The organism is Ruegeria sp. HKCCD8929, from assembly GCF_013031405.1.
Lineage (GTDB): Bacteria > Pseudomonadota > Alphaproteobacteria > Rhodobacterales > Rhodobacteraceae > Ruegeria.
Window position 1 is genome coordinate 47,779 of the sequence record NZ_WPZY01000021.1, and the last position, 17,266, is coordinate 65,044.

Below are 17,266 nucleotides of genomic sequence, written 5' to 3' on the forward strand. Positions count from 1 at the left end.
AAATTTCTGCGCAAGCAAACACATCTTTGCCGCAGGTGCAAGAGGAAGTGCCGAACAGTGGCGTCCTTGCAGACAACAGCGCCGTTACGGCAGGCTTAGTGCCCCATGATCATGCCTTCGAGGGCATCCTTCTCCATCTCAAGCTCGGTCAGCTGCGCCTTGACCACATCGCCCAGCGTCACGATGCCGACGAGCTTGCCCTCTTCGACGACCGGCATGTGGCGGAACCGCCCTTCGGTCATCGTTGTCAGGATGTCCTGGACGGTATTCTGCCGCGTGCAGGTGACCACATTTCGGGTCATGTAATTGCCGACCGGTTCGGTCAGGCAGCCGCTGCCATTGGCCGCCAGTTCCCGCACGATATCACGTTCCGACAGAATGCCGCTGGCTGTCTGCCCGTCATCGTCGGATACCACCACGGTCCCAATCCGCTTTTCCGCGAGTACCTTGGACACTTCGGTCACCGTGGCCGAGGACGTCACAGTGAAGACACCCGGCGTTGCCTTGGATTTCAGAATGGCCTGAACCAGCATACGCTTCACCTCCGAAATAAACTTTCATTTTACAAAGCGTTGCCTCATTGGCGGGCCCTGTCAAGATGCTCCGTCGGCCTCCAGCCGGGCCACTTCGTCGCGAATGCCGCGGGTCAGCGCGTCGGCAAACCTGTTCAGGCGCTCGTTGCGGTGATCGCCCTGATGGCGGACAAGATAAAAGCTGCGGGTGAGGCTGATCTGATCGGTCAGGATTTTTCGCAGTTCCGGGTGAAACGGCAGCGTGAAATCATGCGCCACGCCCACGCCTGAGCCCTGCGAAACCTGGCGCAACTGAACGGATACCGAATTCGACGCCAGCGCGACCCGCTCTACCCCTATGTCATTGAGGTAATCCAGTTCGCGGTCAAAGATCATATCAGGGATATACCCGATCATCCTGTGCGCGCTGAGATCGGCAATCGTATGAATAGGCGGGTGTTTTTGCAGATAGTTCCGGGTGGCAACCATGTGCAGCCGGTAATCGCTGATCTTCTGAACTAGCAACTGCCCGGCGGTGGGCGCACTGACAGTGACGGCCATATCCGCCTCGCGCCGCGACAGGTTGATGATGCGCGGCAACGCCAGGATCTGAATATCGAGGTCGGGATTCGCATCGCAGATTTTCGCGCACACCTGCGGCAGTAGATAGTTCGCGCTGCCATCCGGGGCGCCAATCCGGATCTGCCCGCTCAGCGATTCCGTCGGCCCGGCCATCGCGCCTGCGGCTGCGCGCATCGCCTCTTCCGCCTGTAGTCCATGAGCCATTAACCGCTCACCCGCCGGGGTCAGAACATAACCCTGCGGTGATTTGGTGAACAGCGGCGCCTCCAGCGCAAGCTCCAGCCGCGCAACACGCCGCCCCACGGTGGCCGGATCGAACTTAAGAAACCGCCCCGCACCCGACAGGCTCTGTTCGCGTGCCACCACAAGAAAAACTCTCAGATCGTCCCAGTTCGGCTCCATCGGCTATACCTGCATTTTTGCAAAGCTGCTTTGAGACATTGCCTCTGTTCATTGGATTTTTGCAAGCCTATGGTTCGCACAACTTGAACCGGAGGAGTCTGAGATGCAGGAACTGACCCACTTCATCAACGGCGAACAGGTTGCCGGCGCGTCCGGCCGCTTTGCCGATGTCTTCAACCCCGCCACCGGCGAAGTGCAGTCGAAATGCCCGATGGCCAGCGTGGCGGAAACCACCGCCGCCATCGAAAAGGCCGCCGCCGCGCAGCCCGAATGGGGTGCGACGAACCCGCAGCGCCGCGCCCGGGTGATGATGGCCATGGTCGGCCTGATGAACCGCGACATGGACAAGCTGGCCGAGGCGCTGAGCCGCGAGCACGGCAAGACCCTGCCCGACGCCAAGGGCGACCTGCAGCGCGGTCTTGAGGTGATCGAATACTGCATCGGCGCTCCGCAGATGCTGAAGGGCGAATTCACCGACAGCGCCGGCCCCGGCATCGACATGTACTCGATGCGCCAGCCGCTGGGCGTGGTCGCGTCGATCATGCCATTCAACTTCCCCGCGATGATGCCGCTGTGGCACGTCGGCCCCGCGCTGGCCTGCGGCAATGCCGTGGTGCTGAAACCGTCCGAGCGTGACCCCTCGGTGCCGCTGATGCTGGCCGAACTGTTTGTCGAGGCCGGGTTGCCCAAGGGCGTGTTCCAGGTCGTCAATGGCGACAAAGAGGCGGTGGATACCCTGCTCGACAGCGACATCATTCAGGGCGTGTCCTTTGTTGGCTCGACCCCGATCGCGCAGTACATCTATTCCCGTGCCACCGCCAACGGCAAGCGCGCGCAGTGCTTTGGCGGCGCCAAGAACCACATGATCGTCATGCCGGATGCCGACATGGATCAGGCCGCAGACGCGCTGGTCGGTGCGGGCTTCGGCGCGGCGGGCGAACGTTGCATGGCCGTATCGGTTGCCGTGCCGGTGGGCGAGGAAACCGCCGACGCGCTGATCGAGAAACTGGTGCCCCGCATCGAAAAGCTGAAAGTCGGCCCCTACACCGCAGGCGACGACGTCGATATGGGCCCGGTGGTCACCCGCGAAGCGAAAGAGCGGATCATGGGCCTGATCCAGTCCGGCGTCGATCAGGGCGCGGAACTGGTTGTCGACAACCGCAGCTTCAGCTTGCAGGGCTACGAGGACGGCTTTTTCGTCGGCCCGCACCTTTTTGACCGCGTGACCCCGGACATGGACATTTACAAGACCGAGATCTTCGGCCCGGTCCTGTCCACGGTACGCGCGGGCTCCTACGAAGAGGCCATCGGCCTGGCGATGGACCACGAATACGGCAACGGCACCGCGATCTATACCCGCGACGGCGACACCGCCCGCGATTTCGCCAGCCGCATCAATATCGGCATGGTGGGCATCAACGTTCCGATCCCGGTGCCGCTGGCCTATCACACCTTCGGCGGCTGGAAGAAATCCATGTTCGGCGATCTGAACCAGCACGGGCCGGACTCGTTCAAGTTCTACACCCGCACCAAGACCGTCACCGCACGCTGGCCCTCGGGCATCAAGGAAGGTGGCGAGTTCAACTTCAAAGCGATGGACTGACCGTCCCGGTCACACATTGCCCCAAGCCTCGGCCACCCGGCCGGGGCTTTTTCGTTGGTGAGCAAGGTTTCGCCGACCCGGTCCCTTCGGCCCCGACTCACAAAAAAGTCAAACCCGCCGATCTGGCAAAATGCGGGTTTTGATCATAGTTTCGCCTGCAAATTCAGGATTTGAGCAGATTTCCGGAGGCTCCTTTGACCCAATCCCGCATGACCCGCCGCAGCGCCCTGCTGGGTGTCGCCACCACGCTGGCCACCCCTGCCCTCGTCCGCGCGCAGGACGCGTTTCCGTCGGATGAGCCGCCGATCGACACCAAGGTGCCGGTGCGCCGCAATGTCTCGTCCTTCTCGCAGCAGCGCTGGCAGGACCATTTCGATGAGCTGGGTGTGGGCTGTCTGCTGGCCGACATCACCAGCCGGGCGGTGCATTATTGGGGCGGCGATGACCTGACGTACCGCCTCTACCCCTCGTCGGTGCCGATGAGCGAGGAACTGACCAAACGTGGCTACACCGAGGTCGTGCGAAAGCGTGAGAACCCGAGCTGGACGCCCACCGCCTCGATGCGCGAGCGCGATCCGTCGCTGCCACAGCGGGTCGAGGGCGGCGCGGTGGACAACCCGCTGGGCACCCGCGCCATGTATCTGAGCTGGCCTGCTTATCTCGTCCACGGCACCCACGACACCCGCAAGATCGGACGGCAAAGCTCGTCGGGCTGCATCGGGCTTTATAACCAGCATGTCGAAGAGCTCTATGAGCTGGTGCAAGTCGGCACCCAGGTCCGCCTGCTTTGACCCTGTAAAGCAGTTCCCAACAAAAAACCCCGGCCAGCATGGACCGGGGTTTCTTTTTACTCTTGGCCCGGTATCACTCGGGCAGCAGCACCTTGTCGATCACGTGGATCACACCATTCGTGGCCTCGATATCGGCCTGTGTAACCTCGGCCCCCTGCACCTTGACCCCGTTGCGCGCGTTCACACTCAGCCGGTCGCCCTGCACGGTCAGCACCTTGGCCCGCTTGCCCGCGATGTCACCGGACATCACCTTGGCAGGCACCACATGGTAGGTCAGGATCGACACCAATTGATCCTTGTTCTCGGGCATGAGCAGCGTCTCAACCGTGCCCTCAGGCAAGGCCGCAAAGGCCTCATCCGTCGGCGCAAAAACTGTGAACGGTCCCTTGCCCTTCAACGTTCCGGCCAGACCGGCAGCTTGGACTGCCGCGACCAGAGTGCTGAAAGATCCGGCCGAAACCGCGGTGTCGACAATGTCCTTCTGGCTTCCAGCCTGCAGCGGCATCGCCGCCGTTGTTGCAACCGCCGCGGCTCCCAGTACTCCAAGGAATTTGCGCCGAAACATCATGGTGATCTCCTCTCCTGCTTATGATGGAGAGATACGGCAGCCTGGGGAATGCGGATCACTCAAGACGAAAAAAGCAGTAAATATAACAGATTACGCAGAGGCTCACGCATCTTCGAATACCGACTATTCGGACAGTTTCCGCGCCTGAGAGAACGACAGCAGCTTCTTGCTTTTCTCATCCCACAGGTGCAGCCGGGCACAGGCCAGACTTTCCCTTATGGTCATACGGTTGATCTGTGAAAGCTCGGCATGATCACGTAACACTTCGGTCAGCCGATAAAACGGGATGCGGCTGTAAAGATGGTGCACATGGTGAATGCCGATATTGGCGCTGAACCATTGCAGGACGGGCGGCAGGATGTAGTGCGAACTGCCATGCAGGGCCGCATCGTGCAATTGCCAGTCCTCCTCGGTATCCCACTGGGTGTTTTCGAACTGATGCTGCACATAGAACAGCCACACCCCGGCAGTCGCAGCGATCAGCGTGGATGGCAGGAAAATCAGCAGGATCGGCATCAAACCTCCAAAATACCAGATCCCGCCCAAAGCGGCGACAATCGCGAAATTGGTGGCCATCGCGCTGACCCAATACTGAGCGCCATTCATCAACCCAAGCGGAAGCCGGTTCTGCAGCAGAAAAAGATAGCTGGGCCCGAGGCCGAACAGGGTCGCGGGGTGGCGGTACAGCCGGTACATCAGCCGGTTGAACGGTGAAAGCTCCCGATATTCGGAAACTGTCAGCGTGTGAATATCGCCTATGCCGCGCCGACCGAGATTACCCGACGCGCTGTGATGCATCGAATGGGTGCGGCGCCAAACGTCGTAGGGTGTCAGCGTGAAAACTCCAATCACCCGGCCGACCCAATCGGCAACGCCGCGCTGCTTGAAGAACGAGCCATGACCACAGTCATGTTGAATGGCAAACAGGCGCAGCAAAAAGGCCGCATTTAATACCGAGATCGCAAGGGCGAGCCATGGGCTGAGGGACAACGATATCCAAGCCAGCACCCAAAGCGACAAAAAGGGAACCGCGCTGACGCTCAGTTCAAATGCGCTGCGCCACTCATCGGGTTCGCGATAATCCGCAAGCGTTTTGACCCAGTCCCGTGCAGAGGTTGCATCGTGACGAATATGCGGAGAAGTCAAAGATTGAGTCATGCGCCTGCTTTTTTCGTTAACCCGAGAACCGATAGACCACCATCCCAGCATAGCAAGCTTAATCTGCGGTTGGTTCACGATTGCGGTAGAAAAGTGGTTTTATCGGGTTGAACCGGTTGGCTCGACAGATTGCCCCGCCGTGCGCTTCGCCGGTCCGGAAACCACTCGCAAATGCCGGGCGTACTTCTGTTCTTACTGCTTGCGCACCCAGAGGCCTTGTGCCCGGCCTTCGGATAGAAACGGAAGCGCTTTCACTGCGTCCGGGCGGGCCTGTTGCAGGTAGTAACCGGGCCAAAGCAACTCATACCCGCCTCCGTGCAGCAGCGCATGCAGCACGTATTGCTCACCCCAACCCGGGCAGTCGTAGTAGAACCGCTTGGGGTACTCATAAGGCAGGAACACGTCATGCACGTGGATGACAACACCGGGCTTCAGCGCCGGGATGATCCGGCAGAACAGATGCGCCACATCATTGCTCATCCGCACCACATGGCTGGAGTCGATGAACAGCACATCCCCCGCCTCGAGCCCCGCAAACAGCCCGGGATCGACCTCTTCCAGCCGCTTCTGCTCGAAATGATCCACCACATGGGCGATGTCGGCACGCGGATAGGGGTCGATGGCGGTGATCTTCGTCTCCAGCCCGCCGTCAATGATCGCCTGCCGCGTGATGCGGGTCGAGTTACCACAACCCACCTCGATCACCCGTTTCGGCTGATAGCGCCGGATCATCAGATAGAGCGCATCGGCATCCGGGCTGTCATAGTAGCCGTTACCCAGGCGGTACCCGGTCTGATTTCGCGCAGGGTCTTTCAACGCCGCCAGCGCATCCGCATGGGTTTGATAATCTGCGACCAATTGCGAGATATCGAACCCCTCCATGCCCGGCGACAGCGCATAGGCCGGGCGCTCCAGCCCCCCGGCCTGCTCAAACGCCACCAGCCGCGCCCGCTCGTCGCGCTCCGGCATGCGGTCGATCAGCTTGACCCCGAACCGGTCGAGCAATGCGTTGACGCGGGGGAATTTTCTCGGCTTCACGGGGCGGCTCCCTCGGGCTGGTGTCGTGGTGCCTCCTTTGCCTTACCGATGCAACAATCGCAAGGCCGGGTTCCCCGCAACCCTTGGCAAGCCGCGCCAATCCGTATTCACTAAACGGAATTTCGAACGGGAGGCTTACGATGCAGCAGGACTTCACGCTGGGGATCGAAGAGGAATATCTGCTGGTCGACCGAGACTCGCTGCAATTGGCCGAGGCGCCGGACGCGCTGATGCAGGCCTGTCAGAACGATTTCGAAGGTCAGGTCAGCCCGGAATTCCTGCAATGCCAGATCGAGGTCGGCACCCGCCCGCACACCACCGTCGCCGGAGCCCGCGAAGACCTCAGACGCCTGCGCTCCTGCGTCTCGAAACGCGCTGCCGAGCATAACCTTTCGCCAATCGCCGTCTCGTGCCATCCGTTTGCCAACTGGAAGGACCAGCACCACACCCGCAAGGAGCGCTATGACGCGCTGCAGCACGCCCTGGGCGGCGTGGCACGGCGGATGCTGATCTGCGGGATGCATGTGCATATCGGAGTCGAGGATCAGGCCCTGCGCGCCGATCTGATGCCGCAGCTCTGTTATTTCCTACCGCACCTGCTGGCGCTGTCGACCTCATCGCCCTATTGGAGCGGTGAGGACACCGGCCTGTCCTCTTACCGGCTGACCGTGTTCGACAACCTGCCCCGCACCGGCCTGCCGCCGATCTTTGGCAGTTGGGCGGAATACGAGCGCACCACTGGCATTCTGATCGATCTGGGCGTGATCGAGGACACCACCAAGATCTGGTGGGACCTGCGCCCCTCGCATCGCTTCCCCACGCTTGAGACGCGGATCATGGATGTACAGCCCCGGCTGGACCACACCCTGTCGCTGGCCGCGCTGAACCAGGCCTTGGTGCGGATGCTCTGCCGCTTGAAGGAACGCAACCTGCGCTGGCGGCAATACGACCGGTTCCTGATCGGCGAGAACCGCTGGCGCGCGCAACGTTACGGCGTGGGCGAAGGGCTGATCGATTTCGGCGACCGCTCGATCAAACCGATGACCGAGTTGATGGACGAGTTGATGGGGATGCTGGCCGAAGATGCCGAGGCGCTCGGCACCCTCACCGACCTCGCCCGCCTGCGCCGCATTGCCGAGACCGGCACCTCGGCCACCCGACAGCGCCGCGTCCATGCCGAGGCGCTGGCCCGCGGCGACGACCCGGGCCGCGCGGTGGTGCAGCACCTTATCGAGGAATTCCACGCCGATCTCTGAGTGTGGACATGGGCACCGCCCCTCTTGGCCTGTGGCCAATTCACCCCGGGGCACTTATGGCAAGAGGAAGAGTTGAGCCGCCTCCTGTCTGCGGATGGAAGATCACCAAGGCTCGGCGGATTTGCCATTTCGCCGGTTGCAAAACTTCTGTAAGAATTCGGAAATAAACAGTCGTTCAATTCGCAACGCCGGGAGGGAGACAGGCCATGGATTTCGCGCTGACCGAGGAACAAACGGCCATTTTCGACATGGCACATGCGTTCGGGCAGGAAAACATCGCCCCCTTCGCTCGTCAGTGGGAGGCCGAAGGCACCATCCCGAAAGAGCTTTGGCCGCAGGTGGGTGAGCTAGGGTTCGGCGGGCTCTACGTCTCGGAAGAGGCCGGCGGCTCGGGCCTGACCCGGCTCGATGCTACGCTGGTGTTCGAGGCACTGTCGATGGCCTGCCCCTCAGTCGCAGCCTTTCTGTCGATCCACAACATGTGTGCCAAGATGCTCGACACCTTCGGCAGCGACGAGTTGAAGGCGCGGGTGATGCCGGGTGTGCTGAGCCTCAATACCGTGCTCAGCTATTGCCTGACCGAACCTGGTTCGGGCTCGGATGCCGCCGCACTGAAAACCCGCGCCGAACGCACGAATGAGGGCTATACGCTGAACGGCACCAAGGCCTTCATCTCGGGCGGCGGCTATTCCGATGCCTATGTCTGCATGGTGCGCACCGGCGAGGACGGGCCCAAGGGGATCTCCACCGTCTATGTCGAAGACGGCACCCCCGGCCTCAGCTTCGGCGCATTGGAGCAGAAGATGGGCTGGAAAAGCCAGCCAACCGCACAAGTGCAGTTCGACGATTGCAATATCCCGGCGAACAATCTGGTGGGGACCGAGGGCGACGGGTTCAAATACGCCATGGCGGGGCTGGATGGCGGGCGGCTGAACATCTCGTCCTGCTCGCTGGGCGCGGCGCAGACCGCGCTGAACCTGACCCTGCAATACATGTCCGAGCGCAAGGCCTTCGGCACATCCATCGACCAGTTCCAAGCGCTGCAATTCCGGCTGGCGGATATGGAGATCGAAATGCAGGCCGCACGCACCTTCCTTCGCCAGGCCGCTTGGAAGCTCGACCAAGGCGCTCCGGATGCCACCAAGTTCTGCGCCATGGCCAAGAAATTCGTCACCGAAACCGGCTCGAAAGTAGTGGACCAATGTCTGCAATTGCATGGCGGTTATGGCTACCTTGCCGATTACGGGATCGAGAAACTGGTCCGCGACCTGCGGGTGCATCAGATCCTGGAAGGCACCAATGAAATCATGCGGGTGATCGTCTCGCGCCACATGCTGGCCAATCGCTGAGGGATCCATGCCTGACATCGACATCCGCGTCACTGGCCGTGCGGGCCGGATCACCCTGAACCGGCCCCATGCGCTGAACGCGATGAGCTATGAGATGTGCCTCGCCATCGACACCGCCCTGCGCAACTGGCGTGAGGATGATGCAGTCGATCTGATCATCATGGATGCCACCGGCGACAAGGCGTTCTGCTCGGGTGGCGATATCGCCGAGCTATATGAGACCGGGACCCGCGGCGATTACGAATATGGCCGCAAGTTCTGGCGCGACGAATATCGTATGAACGCGATGATCTTCGAATACCCCAAGCCGGTGGTCAGCTTCATGCAGGGCTTCACCATGGGCGGCGGTGTCGGCATCGGCTGTCACGGCAGCCACCGGGTGGTCGGCGAAAGTTCTCGCATCGCGATGCCCGAGGTGGGCATCGGTCTGGTCCCGGATGTGGGCGGCACGCTGATGCTGGCCCTGGCTCCGGGTCGCGTGGGTGAATATCTGGGCCTCACCGGGGGCCGCATGGGGCCGGATGACGCGATCTTTGCGGGCTTTGCCGATCACTACATCCCGCGGGCGACATGGGGCGATCTCATCGAAATGCTCGAAGCCTCGGGCGATGCGACGCATGTCGAAAGCCATGCCGTGGCGGCGCCCCAAGGCCCCCTGCGCGCGATGCAGCCTGAGATCGACCGCCATTTCGCAGGTGAGGGCTTGGGCGACATCCTGCTCTCGCTGCGTGGTGAGGACACCGAATTCACGCAAGGGGCACTCAAGTCTCTGGGACGGAACTGCCCGATCTCTATGGCCTGCACCGCCGAGATGCTGCACCGCCTGCGCGGGCCGTCGCTGACCATCCGCAAGGCGCTTGAATTGGAATACCGCTTTACCCACCGCGCGATGGAGCATGGCGATTTTCTGGAAGGCATCCGGGCCCAGATCATTGACAAGGACCGCAATCCGCACTGGCAATATGCCGACATGAACGTACCCGCTGTGGCCGTTTCCAAAATGCTGCAACCGCTGGGCGCGGACGCGCTGACATTCGAGGAGGAGTGAGAGATGAAGATCGGGTTCATTGGCCTGGGCAACATGGGTGCCCCAATGGCTGCCAATCTGGCCAAGGCGGGGCATGAGGTCGTCGGCTTCGACATGACCGATGTGGCGGTCGAGGGCGTGTCCATGGCAGGCTCGGGCGCCGAGGCCGCGAGCGGTGCCGAGGTGGTCATCACCATGCTCCCCAACGGTCAGATCCTGCGCGCGGTGGCAAATGAGATGATCCCGGCGATGGCGCAGGGTTCCGCACTGGTCGATTGCTCGACCGTGGACGTGGACAGCGCCCGGGCAGTGGCCGAACAGGCCTCTGTTGCGGGTCTCTTGTCGGTCGACGCCCCGGTTTCAGGCGGCATCGGTGGCGCGGCCGCTGGCACCCTCACCTTCATGGCGGGCGGCACGGCTGAGGCCTTCGCTAAGGCCGAACCGCTCTTCGACATTATGGGCCAGAAGGCCGTGCATTGCGGCGAAGCGGGCTCTGGTCAGGCCGCCAAGATCTGCAACAACATGATCCTTGGTGTTACCATGATCGCCACGTGTGAAGCCTTTGCGCTGGCCGACAAGCTGGGGCTGGACCGGCAAAAGATGTTCGACGTAGTCAGCACGTCCTCGGGCTATAGCTGGACCATGAACGCCTATTGCCCCGCCCCCGGCGTCGGCCCGCAAAGCCCCGCCGATACCGGTTACCAGCCGGGCTTTGCCGCCGAGCTGATGCTCAAGGACCTGCGGCTGAGCCAACAGGCCGCCGAAAGCGCCGATGCCGACACGCCCATGGGCCAGGCCGCCACCGCGCTGTACGAGAAATTTGTCGAAGGCGAAGGCGGTCTGGGCATGGATTTCAGCGCCATGCTGCCCCGGTTCGAGAAACGCGGGCGCGGCTGATCTAGTTTCGGCTCGCGGGCAAAACGCGAAGCCGGTCCGCGTATGCCTGCAAATCGAACCCGAACGGCAACCGCGCCTGCAATGTACGCGCGGTTGCCTGAACGTCCGTGTCCGCGCACGCCTCTTTGCGTCCGAACAGAACATGCGTGCCCTCGACCTCGACCATCCGCACATTGGCGAAAACCGCCTGAAACTCTTTCCGCTGCTCAAAAAGCCGGGGGTCGCTGTCCACGAAATTCATGCAGACCACGCCTCCGGCGCGGAGCTTTTTGGCGCACATTTCAAAGAACGCTGGCGTGGTCAAAGGTTCGGGTACGCGCCCGTCCGATGTGAAGCAGTCCAGATAGATATGGTCGAATTGCCCGTCCGCTTGTCCGGCCAGATGCGACCTGCCATCCACACAAGCAATCCGCAGACGCGGGCCGTCTTCCAGACCGAAAAACCGGTACGACAGGTCCAGAACATCCGGATCGATTTCCGAGCCGGTGATTATAACCTCATCAAACAGCGCATGAAGGACCGTCGGCACCCGCCCGCCCCCACCTCCCATGACATACACGTGCACAGGCTCCGGCACGAAGGCGAGGCACAACAGCATCGCCTGCGTATAACCACCGGTCAAGGTCAGCGGGTCGGTCAGATCAATCCGCGACATGACCCCGCTGAGCGCACCATTGGTCAGGGGCACCCCGCTCGGACAAAAAACCAGAAACAGCTCATTGCCGTCCTTGGCGACGACCACCTGCCCGATCTGCCCCCTCCGATGCTCGACTACGCCGTCCGGCAAATCCCGCAGGTGCTTTAACCGCTCCTGAATGGGGCCGGATAAGAATGCCGAGGTGAACCGGGTCGGGTCTGAATCGGCCATGTGATCTCCGTTCGCGTTGGGCTCACGGACATCGCCGGTCTGCCGGATCGCGCCCATAGCGGGCACATTTCAAGCATTAGTATGAGTTATCCGGCTACTCGGCGGCAACCGCCTGCGCATCGAGCATCGGCTTCAGGTACCGCCCGGTATGGCTGCGCTCGCAGTTGGCGACCTCTTCCGGCGTGCCCTTGGCCACGATCTGACCGCCGCCATCGCCGCCCTCGGGGCCGATATCGATAATGTGGTCGGCGGTCTTTACCACGTCCAGATTGTGCTCGATCACCACCACCGTGTTGCCCTGTTCGACCAGTTCATGCAGCACTTCCAACAGCTTGCGGACATCTTCGAAATGCAGGCCGGTGGTCGGCTCATCAAGGATATAGAGCGTGCGCCCGGTCGAGCGTTTGCTGAGTTCCTTCGACAATTTCACCCGCTGCGCCTCACCGCCCGACAGCGTCGTCGCCTGCTGGCCGACCTTGATATAGCCCAGCCCCACCCGTGCTAAAGCATCCATCTTCTCACGGATCGAGGGCACCGCCTTGAAGAATTCCTGCGCGTCCTCGACGGTCATGTCCAGCACGTCGGCAATGGACTTGCCCTTGAACTTGATCTCCAGCGTCTCGCGATTATAGCGCGCGCCCTTGCAGGTCTCGCAGGTCACGTAGACGTCGGGCAAAAAGTGCATCTCGATCTTGATGACCCCGTCGCCCTGACAGGCCTCGCAGCGCCCGCCCTTGACGTTGAAGCTGAAGCGGCCCGGCTTGTATCCGCGCGCCTTGGCCTCGGGCAGTCCTGCGAACCAGTCGCGGATCGGGGTGAAGGCTCCGGTGTAAGTGGCTGGATTCGAACGCGGAGTCCGCCCGATCGGGCGCTGGTCGATGTCGATCACCTTGTCGAGATATTCGAGCCCCTTGATGGTCTCGCAGGGCGCAGGCGTCTGCCGCGCGCCGTTGAGCCGCATCGAGGCGGTCTTGAACAGCGTCTCGATGGTCAGCGTCGATTTGCCCCCGCCCGACACCCCGGTCACACAGATGAACTTACCCAGCGGGAAATCGGCGTTCACCTTCTTGAGGTTATTGCCCGTGGCCTTGACCACCGACACTGTCTTGCCGTTGCCCTCACGCCGCACCGCAGGCAGTGGGATCTCGCGGGTCCCGGCCAGATACTGCCCGGTGATCGAGGCCGCGTCCGACGCGATGTGGTCAGGCGTGCCGTGGCTGACCACCTGTCCGCCGTGCACCCCGGCGCCGGGGCCGATATCGAACACGTAGTCCGCCTCGCGGATCGCTTCCTCGTCATGTTCGACCACGATCACCGTGTTGCCCTGATCCCGCAGGTTCTTGAGCGTGCCCAGCAGCCTGTCATTGTCGCGTTGATGCAGGCCAATCGAGGGTTCATCGAGCACGTAAAGCACCCCAGTCAGGCCCGAGCCGATCTGACTGGCCAGACGGATACGCTGGCTCTCGCCGCCTGACAGGGTTCCACTTGAACGTGACAGCGTAAGGTATTCCAATCCCACGTTATTCAGGAATCCTAGCCGCTCGCGGATCTCCTTGAGAATGGCCCGTGCGATCTCGTTCTTCTGCTCGCTCAGATGGTCCGGCGCAGCCTCGATCCAGGCCAGCGCCTCGCGGATCGACATCTGCACCACGTTGCCCACATGCAAGCCTGCGATCTTCACCGCCAGCGCCTCTTCCCGCAGACGGTGACCGCGACAGGTGCCACAGGGGCGATTGTTCTGGTAACGCTCGAATTCCTCGCGAATCCAGTTCGAGTCCGTCTCGCGATAGCGGCGTTCCATGTTGGGGATCACGCCCTCGAAGGTACGGGTGACCTGATAGACCCGCCCTCCCTCATCATAGCGGAACGGGATTTCCTCGTCGCCCGAGCCATACAGGAACACTTGCTGCACATGTTTCGGCAGGTCCTTCCACGGTGTGCTCTTGTCGAACTCGTAATGCCGCGCGATGGCCTCGATGGTCTGCAGGAAATAGGGCGACTTACCCTTGCGCCACGGTGCCAGCGCGCCGTCATAGACCTTGAGGGTCTGGTCCGGCACCACGAGGCGTTCGTCAAAGAACAGCTCGACCCCAAGACCATCACAATCCGGGCAGGCCCCGAAAGGTGCGTTGAACGAGAACAGGCGCGGTTCGATCTCGGGGATGGTGAAGCCACTGACGGGACAAGCAAAATTCTCGGAGAACGTGATCCGTTCCGGGTCGCCTTCACGCGGGGCGGTCTCCAGAATCGCGATGCCGTCGGCCAGATCGAGCGCAGTACGCAGACTGTCGGCCAGCCGGGTCTCCATCCCCTCGCGAACCACCAGGCGATCCACCACCACGTCGATATCGTGGCGGAACTTTTTGTCCAGCACCGGCGGCTCGTCCAGCTCATAGAAGGCGCCATCGACCTTGACCCGCTGAAAGCCCTGCTTACGCAATTCCAGGAACTCTTTGCGGTACTCACCCTTGCGGTCCCGCACGATGGGCGCCAGCAGATAGCCGCGCGTGCCTTCTTCCATCGCCATGATGCGGTCGACCATGTCCTGCACCTGCTGCGCCTCGATGGGCAGACCGGTGGCGGGGCTATAGGGCGTACCGGCGCGCGCGAAGAGCAGACGCATATAGTCGTAAATCTCGGTCACCGTACCGACGGTCGAGCGTGGGTTCTTCGAGGTCGTCTTCTGCTCGATGGAGATGGCCGGAGACAGACCGCTGATGTGATCCACATCCGGCTTTTCCATCATGTCGAGAAACTGGCGCGCATAGGCAGACAGGCTTTCCACATAGCGCCGCTGCCCTTCGGCATAGATCGTATCGAAGGCGAGCGAGGACTTGCCCGAGCCCGACAGTCCGGTGATCACCACCAGCCGGTCGCGCGGGATATCCACGTCGATCCCTTTGAGATTATGCTCGCGCGCACCGCGCACCTCGATATTCTTCAGCTCAGCCATTCCGGCCCCCAACAGACAAGTGTCCTAGAAATAGGCGAGCGGCGCTGAGTCTCCAACCAAAAAATGTGAACAAATGGTGAACGAGTGGATTTTCGCAGATCGCATCGCATTGTTCGCCAACTGTCCAAGTAGCGAGGACACCCAGCCAGGCAGCCGGGCCGCCATATTGCCGTCCTATGGTTGAATTCATTTCGCCGCCAGAGTTCAATACCTTGTCTAAACCCGTAAACTTTCAAGAGCTCGATTACTTGCGTTACGTTCCCTTTGATCCCGATTTCGACCCGTACGCCCTTGATCATTTTCAGGCAGCAAAGGCAAAGCTCTTTGACACAGGTCTTGTGCTGACCAAGGAAAGCACAAGCGGGACCGAACAGACTGATGCAGACGTTCTGGTCCTGAAGGATTTTGGTGAAGACGAGGCCAGCAAGGCCCTGCAAGAATTCGACCCGAAACATCTTTTGCTGATCGGCGGGCGCATTGCCGAGCTGTCGTTTCTGAGACTGACGACCCAGCTCACGAAACTCGTGCTGATGGACTTGGCCAAGATCGTTTCGCTAGAGCCCTTAGCAAGAATTGACACCTTGAAAGAGCTGGTGATCGAAGATTGCAGCCGTCTGACCGATCTTTGTGGGCTCGAACGGCTTTCCCGGTTGGAGCTGTTTCGGCTGAGTGGCAACGCGTTCGGTGGCGGGCGAAAGACCTGCGATCTGTCGCCCCTTCGGAAACTTCGAAACCTGCGACATCTCTCTTTGACAGGCCTGAGAACACCGGACGAGTCTCTGGCACTTTTTCACGATCTGCCACCACTTGAGACGCTGCATCTGGACGGAAAATGGCCCGCGCGGGAATTGGCCCGCGTCGCGGCGCTCCAGCCGCATCTGGTGCAAAAGACGACCTTTCTCAAGCCACTGGTTGCCAGCGCAATCGGCCGGGACATGTCTTACTTCGACGTCAACCCAGACGCATATCCGCAGGATTGCCTGTCCTTCATGGCGACCGGAAAACGCAAACCCTTTGACCTTCGCCCCGGGCGAGACGAAAAGAAAATAAACAAGATCGTCAACGAGTGGAATGACTGGGTTGCACAGTTTTCACCGTCCGGCGATCAATCGTGACACTGAGAACGGATATTCGGCAAAGTAAACCGAAGACAGTCCGATCTGCAAAAAATGGAGAACAGAACATGGCAGGGCACGGGTATGAGGCGGGTCGGCTAAATTTACCATTTATCGGCATTTCGACCTTCGCCAAGAAGGACTATGTGGCGGATTGGGACCAGATCGATGCCGATGTCGCCATTCTGGGCGCGCCCTTCGACTTTGGCACCCAATGGCGGCCCGGCGCCCGGTTTGGTCCGCGCGCGGTGCGCGAGGCCTCGACCCTGTTCAGCTTTGGCCATGCCGGCGCCTATGACCACGAGGATGACGCCACTTATCTGGGCAGCGATGTGCGGATGGTCGACCTGGGTGATGCCGACATCATCCATACCAAGACGGATGAAAGCCACGCCAACATCGAATACGGCGTGAAAAAGGTCCTCGACGCTGGCGCCTTGCCGGTGACCATCGGCGGCGATCATTCGATCAACATCCCCTGCATCAACGCTTTTGCCGAGGATTGCGTTGCCAAGGGGCCGATCCACGTAGTTCAGATCGACGCGCATCTGGATTTCGTGGACGAGCGCCATGGCGTCACCGCCGGGCATGGCAATCCGATGCGGCGTGCCATCGAAAAGGACTACGTCTCGGGGATGACTCAGCTGGGCATCCGCAACGTGTCGTCGACAGCGAGGGAAGGCTATGACGATGCCCGCGCGCGCGGTTCCGACATCCTGTCGGTCCGGCAGGTGCGCAAGCTGGGCACGCAAGGGGTGCTGAATCGTATTCCTGAAGGCGCACGGTTTTATGTGACCATCGACATCGACGCCTTCTGCCCGTCCATCGCACCCGGCACCGGTACGCCCAGCCACGGTGGGTTCCAGTATTACGATGTTCTGGAAATCCTGCAGGGACTAACCAGGCGTGGCGATGTGGTTGGCATTGATCTGGTCGAGGTGGCGCCGGCCTATGACCCGACGGAGAGCACGCAGATTTTGGCAGCGCAACTGCTGATGAATTTCATCGGGTTCATATTCCACAACCGGGCCTGACGGGCGCGATTGCTGTACGGCCGGACCGCGCCAGACAGGGCGGCCCGGCCGGGCAAAAGCCTCACATATGGATGACGCGTCCGTAGGCGTCGAGCACGCTTTCGTGCATCATT

The 17,266-nt window shown here is 61.2% G+C and carries 15 protein-coding genes; 8 read left to right on the forward strand and 7 right to left on the reverse strand.

Features of this window, described 5'->3' with window-relative positions; translation table 11 throughout:
• Window positions 1-95 precede the first annotated feature (95 nt).
• Together GOX53_RS22145 and GOX53_RS22150 are read right to left on the reverse strand one after the other, a co-directional pair.
• Window positions 96-533, reverse strand: coding sequence for a CBS domain-containing protein (locus tag GOX53_RS22145; RefSeq protein ID WP_171180265.1), 438 nt, complete (start codon window positions 531-533; stop codon window positions 96-98).
• Between the two features lie 60 nt (window positions 534-593).
• Window positions 594-1,496 (reverse strand): LysR family transcriptional regulator, encoded by a 903-nt coding sequence (locus tag GOX53_RS22150; protein WP_171180267.1) that lies wholly within the window; start codon window positions 1,494-1,496, stop codon window positions 594-596.
• A gap of 103 nt (window positions 1,497-1,599) precedes the next feature.
• On the opposite strand from GOX53_RS22150, the gene GOX53_RS22155 reads away from it, so the two are divergent.
• Together GOX53_RS22155 and GOX53_RS22160 are read left to right on the forward strand one after the other, a co-directional pair.
• Window positions 1,600-3,099 carry a CoA-acylating methylmalonate-semialdehyde dehydrogenase gene (locus tag GOX53_RS22155; RefSeq protein ID WP_171180269.1) on the forward strand — a complete coding sequence of 500 codons (1,500 nt, stop codon included), beginning with the start codon at window positions 1,600-1,602 and terminating at the stop codon, window positions 3,097-3,099.
• 209 nt (window positions 3,100-3,308) lie between these two features.
• Window positions 3,309-3,890: a L,D-transpeptidase gene (locus tag GOX53_RS22160; protein ID WP_171180287.1), complete on the forward strand. Its 582-nt coding sequence runs from the start codon at window positions 3,309-3,311 to the stop codon at window positions 3,888-3,890.
• A 73-nt stretch (window positions 3,891-3,963) separates the two neighbouring features.
• Here GOX53_RS22160 and GOX53_RS22165 read toward each other — a convergent pair whose 3' ends face one another.
• From GOX53_RS22165 to GOX53_RS22175, 3 genes are all read right to left on the reverse strand, one after another.
• Window positions 3,964-4,455 carry a fasciclin domain-containing protein gene (locus tag GOX53_RS22165; protein WP_171180289.1) on the reverse strand — a complete coding sequence of 164 codons (492 nt, stop codon included), beginning with the start codon at window positions 4,453-4,455 and terminating at the stop codon, window positions 3,964-3,966.
• Between the two features lie 126 nt (window positions 4,456-4,581).
• Window positions 4,582-5,616 carry a fatty acid desaturase gene (locus tag GOX53_RS22170; protein WP_171180291.1) on the reverse strand — a complete coding sequence of 345 codons (1,035 nt, stop codon included), beginning with the start codon at window positions 5,614-5,616 and terminating at the stop codon, window positions 4,582-4,584.
• A gap of 192 nt (window positions 5,617-5,808) precedes the next feature.
• Window positions 5,809-6,654 carry a class I SAM-dependent methyltransferase gene (locus GOX53_RS22175; protein ID WP_171180270.1) on the reverse strand — a complete coding sequence of 282 codons (846 nt, stop codon included), beginning with the start codon at window positions 6,652-6,654 and terminating at the stop codon, window positions 5,809-5,811.
• A gap of 140 nt (window positions 6,655-6,794) precedes the next feature.
• Here GOX53_RS22175 and GOX53_RS22180 point away from each other — a divergent pair, with 140 nt between their 5' ends.
• The 4 genes from GOX53_RS22180 (at window position 6,795) to mmsB (ending at window position 11,183) form a co-directional block, all read left to right on the forward strand.
• Window positions 6,795-7,910, forward strand: a complete 1,116-nt coding sequence (locus GOX53_RS22180) for a carboxylate-amine ligase (RefSeq protein WP_171180272.1) — start codon at window positions 6,795-6,797, stop codon at window positions 7,908-7,910.
• Window positions 7,911-8,116: 206 nt separating this feature from the next.
• On the forward strand, window positions 8,117-9,259 hold the full coding sequence (locus GOX53_RS22185; protein ID WP_171180274.1) for an acyl-CoA dehydrogenase family protein: 1,143 nt from the start codon (window positions 8,117-8,119) through the stop codon (window positions 9,257-9,259).
• Window positions 9,260-9,266: 7 nt separating this feature from the next.
• Window positions 9,267-10,307, forward strand: a complete 1,041-nt coding sequence (locus tag GOX53_RS22190) for an enoyl-CoA hydratase/isomerase family protein (RefSeq protein WP_171180276.1) — start codon at window positions 9,267-9,269, stop codon at window positions 10,305-10,307.
• Window positions 10,308-10,310: 3 nt separating this feature from the next.
• Window positions 10,311-11,183: a 3-hydroxyisobutyrate dehydrogenase gene (gene mmsB, locus GOX53_RS22195; protein WP_171180277.1), complete on the forward strand. Its 873-nt coding sequence runs from the start codon at window positions 10,311-10,313 to the stop codon at window positions 11,181-11,183.
• A gap of 1 nt (window position 11,184) precedes the next feature.
• Here mmsB and GOX53_RS22200 read toward each other — a convergent pair whose 3' ends face one another.
• Window positions 11,185-12,051, reverse strand: coding sequence for a spermidine synthase (locus GOX53_RS22200; protein WP_171180279.1), 867 nt, complete (start codon window positions 12,049-12,051; stop codon window positions 11,185-11,187).
• Window positions 12,052-12,145: 94 nt separating this feature from the next.
• Window positions 12,146-15,004, reverse strand: coding sequence for an excinuclease ABC subunit UvrA (gene uvrA, locus GOX53_RS22205; RefSeq protein ID WP_171180281.1), 2,859 nt, complete (start codon window positions 15,002-15,004; stop codon window positions 12,146-12,148).
• A gap of 176 nt (window positions 15,005-15,180) precedes the next feature.
• Between uvrA and GOX53_RS22210 the strand changes: the two genes are divergently transcribed.
• The gene (locus GOX53_RS22210; RefSeq protein ID WP_171180283.1) at window positions 15,181-16,119 is read left to right on the forward strand and encodes a hypothetical protein; all 939 of its coding nucleotides are present in this window, start codon (window positions 15,181-15,183) and stop codon (window positions 16,117-16,119) included.
• A gap of 68 nt (window positions 16,120-16,187) precedes the next feature.
• Window positions 16,188-17,153, forward strand: coding sequence for an agmatinase (speB, locus tag GOX53_RS22215; RefSeq protein WP_171180285.1), 966 nt, complete (start codon window positions 16,188-16,190; stop codon window positions 17,151-17,153).
• Window positions 17,154-17,266: the final 113 nt, after the last annotated feature.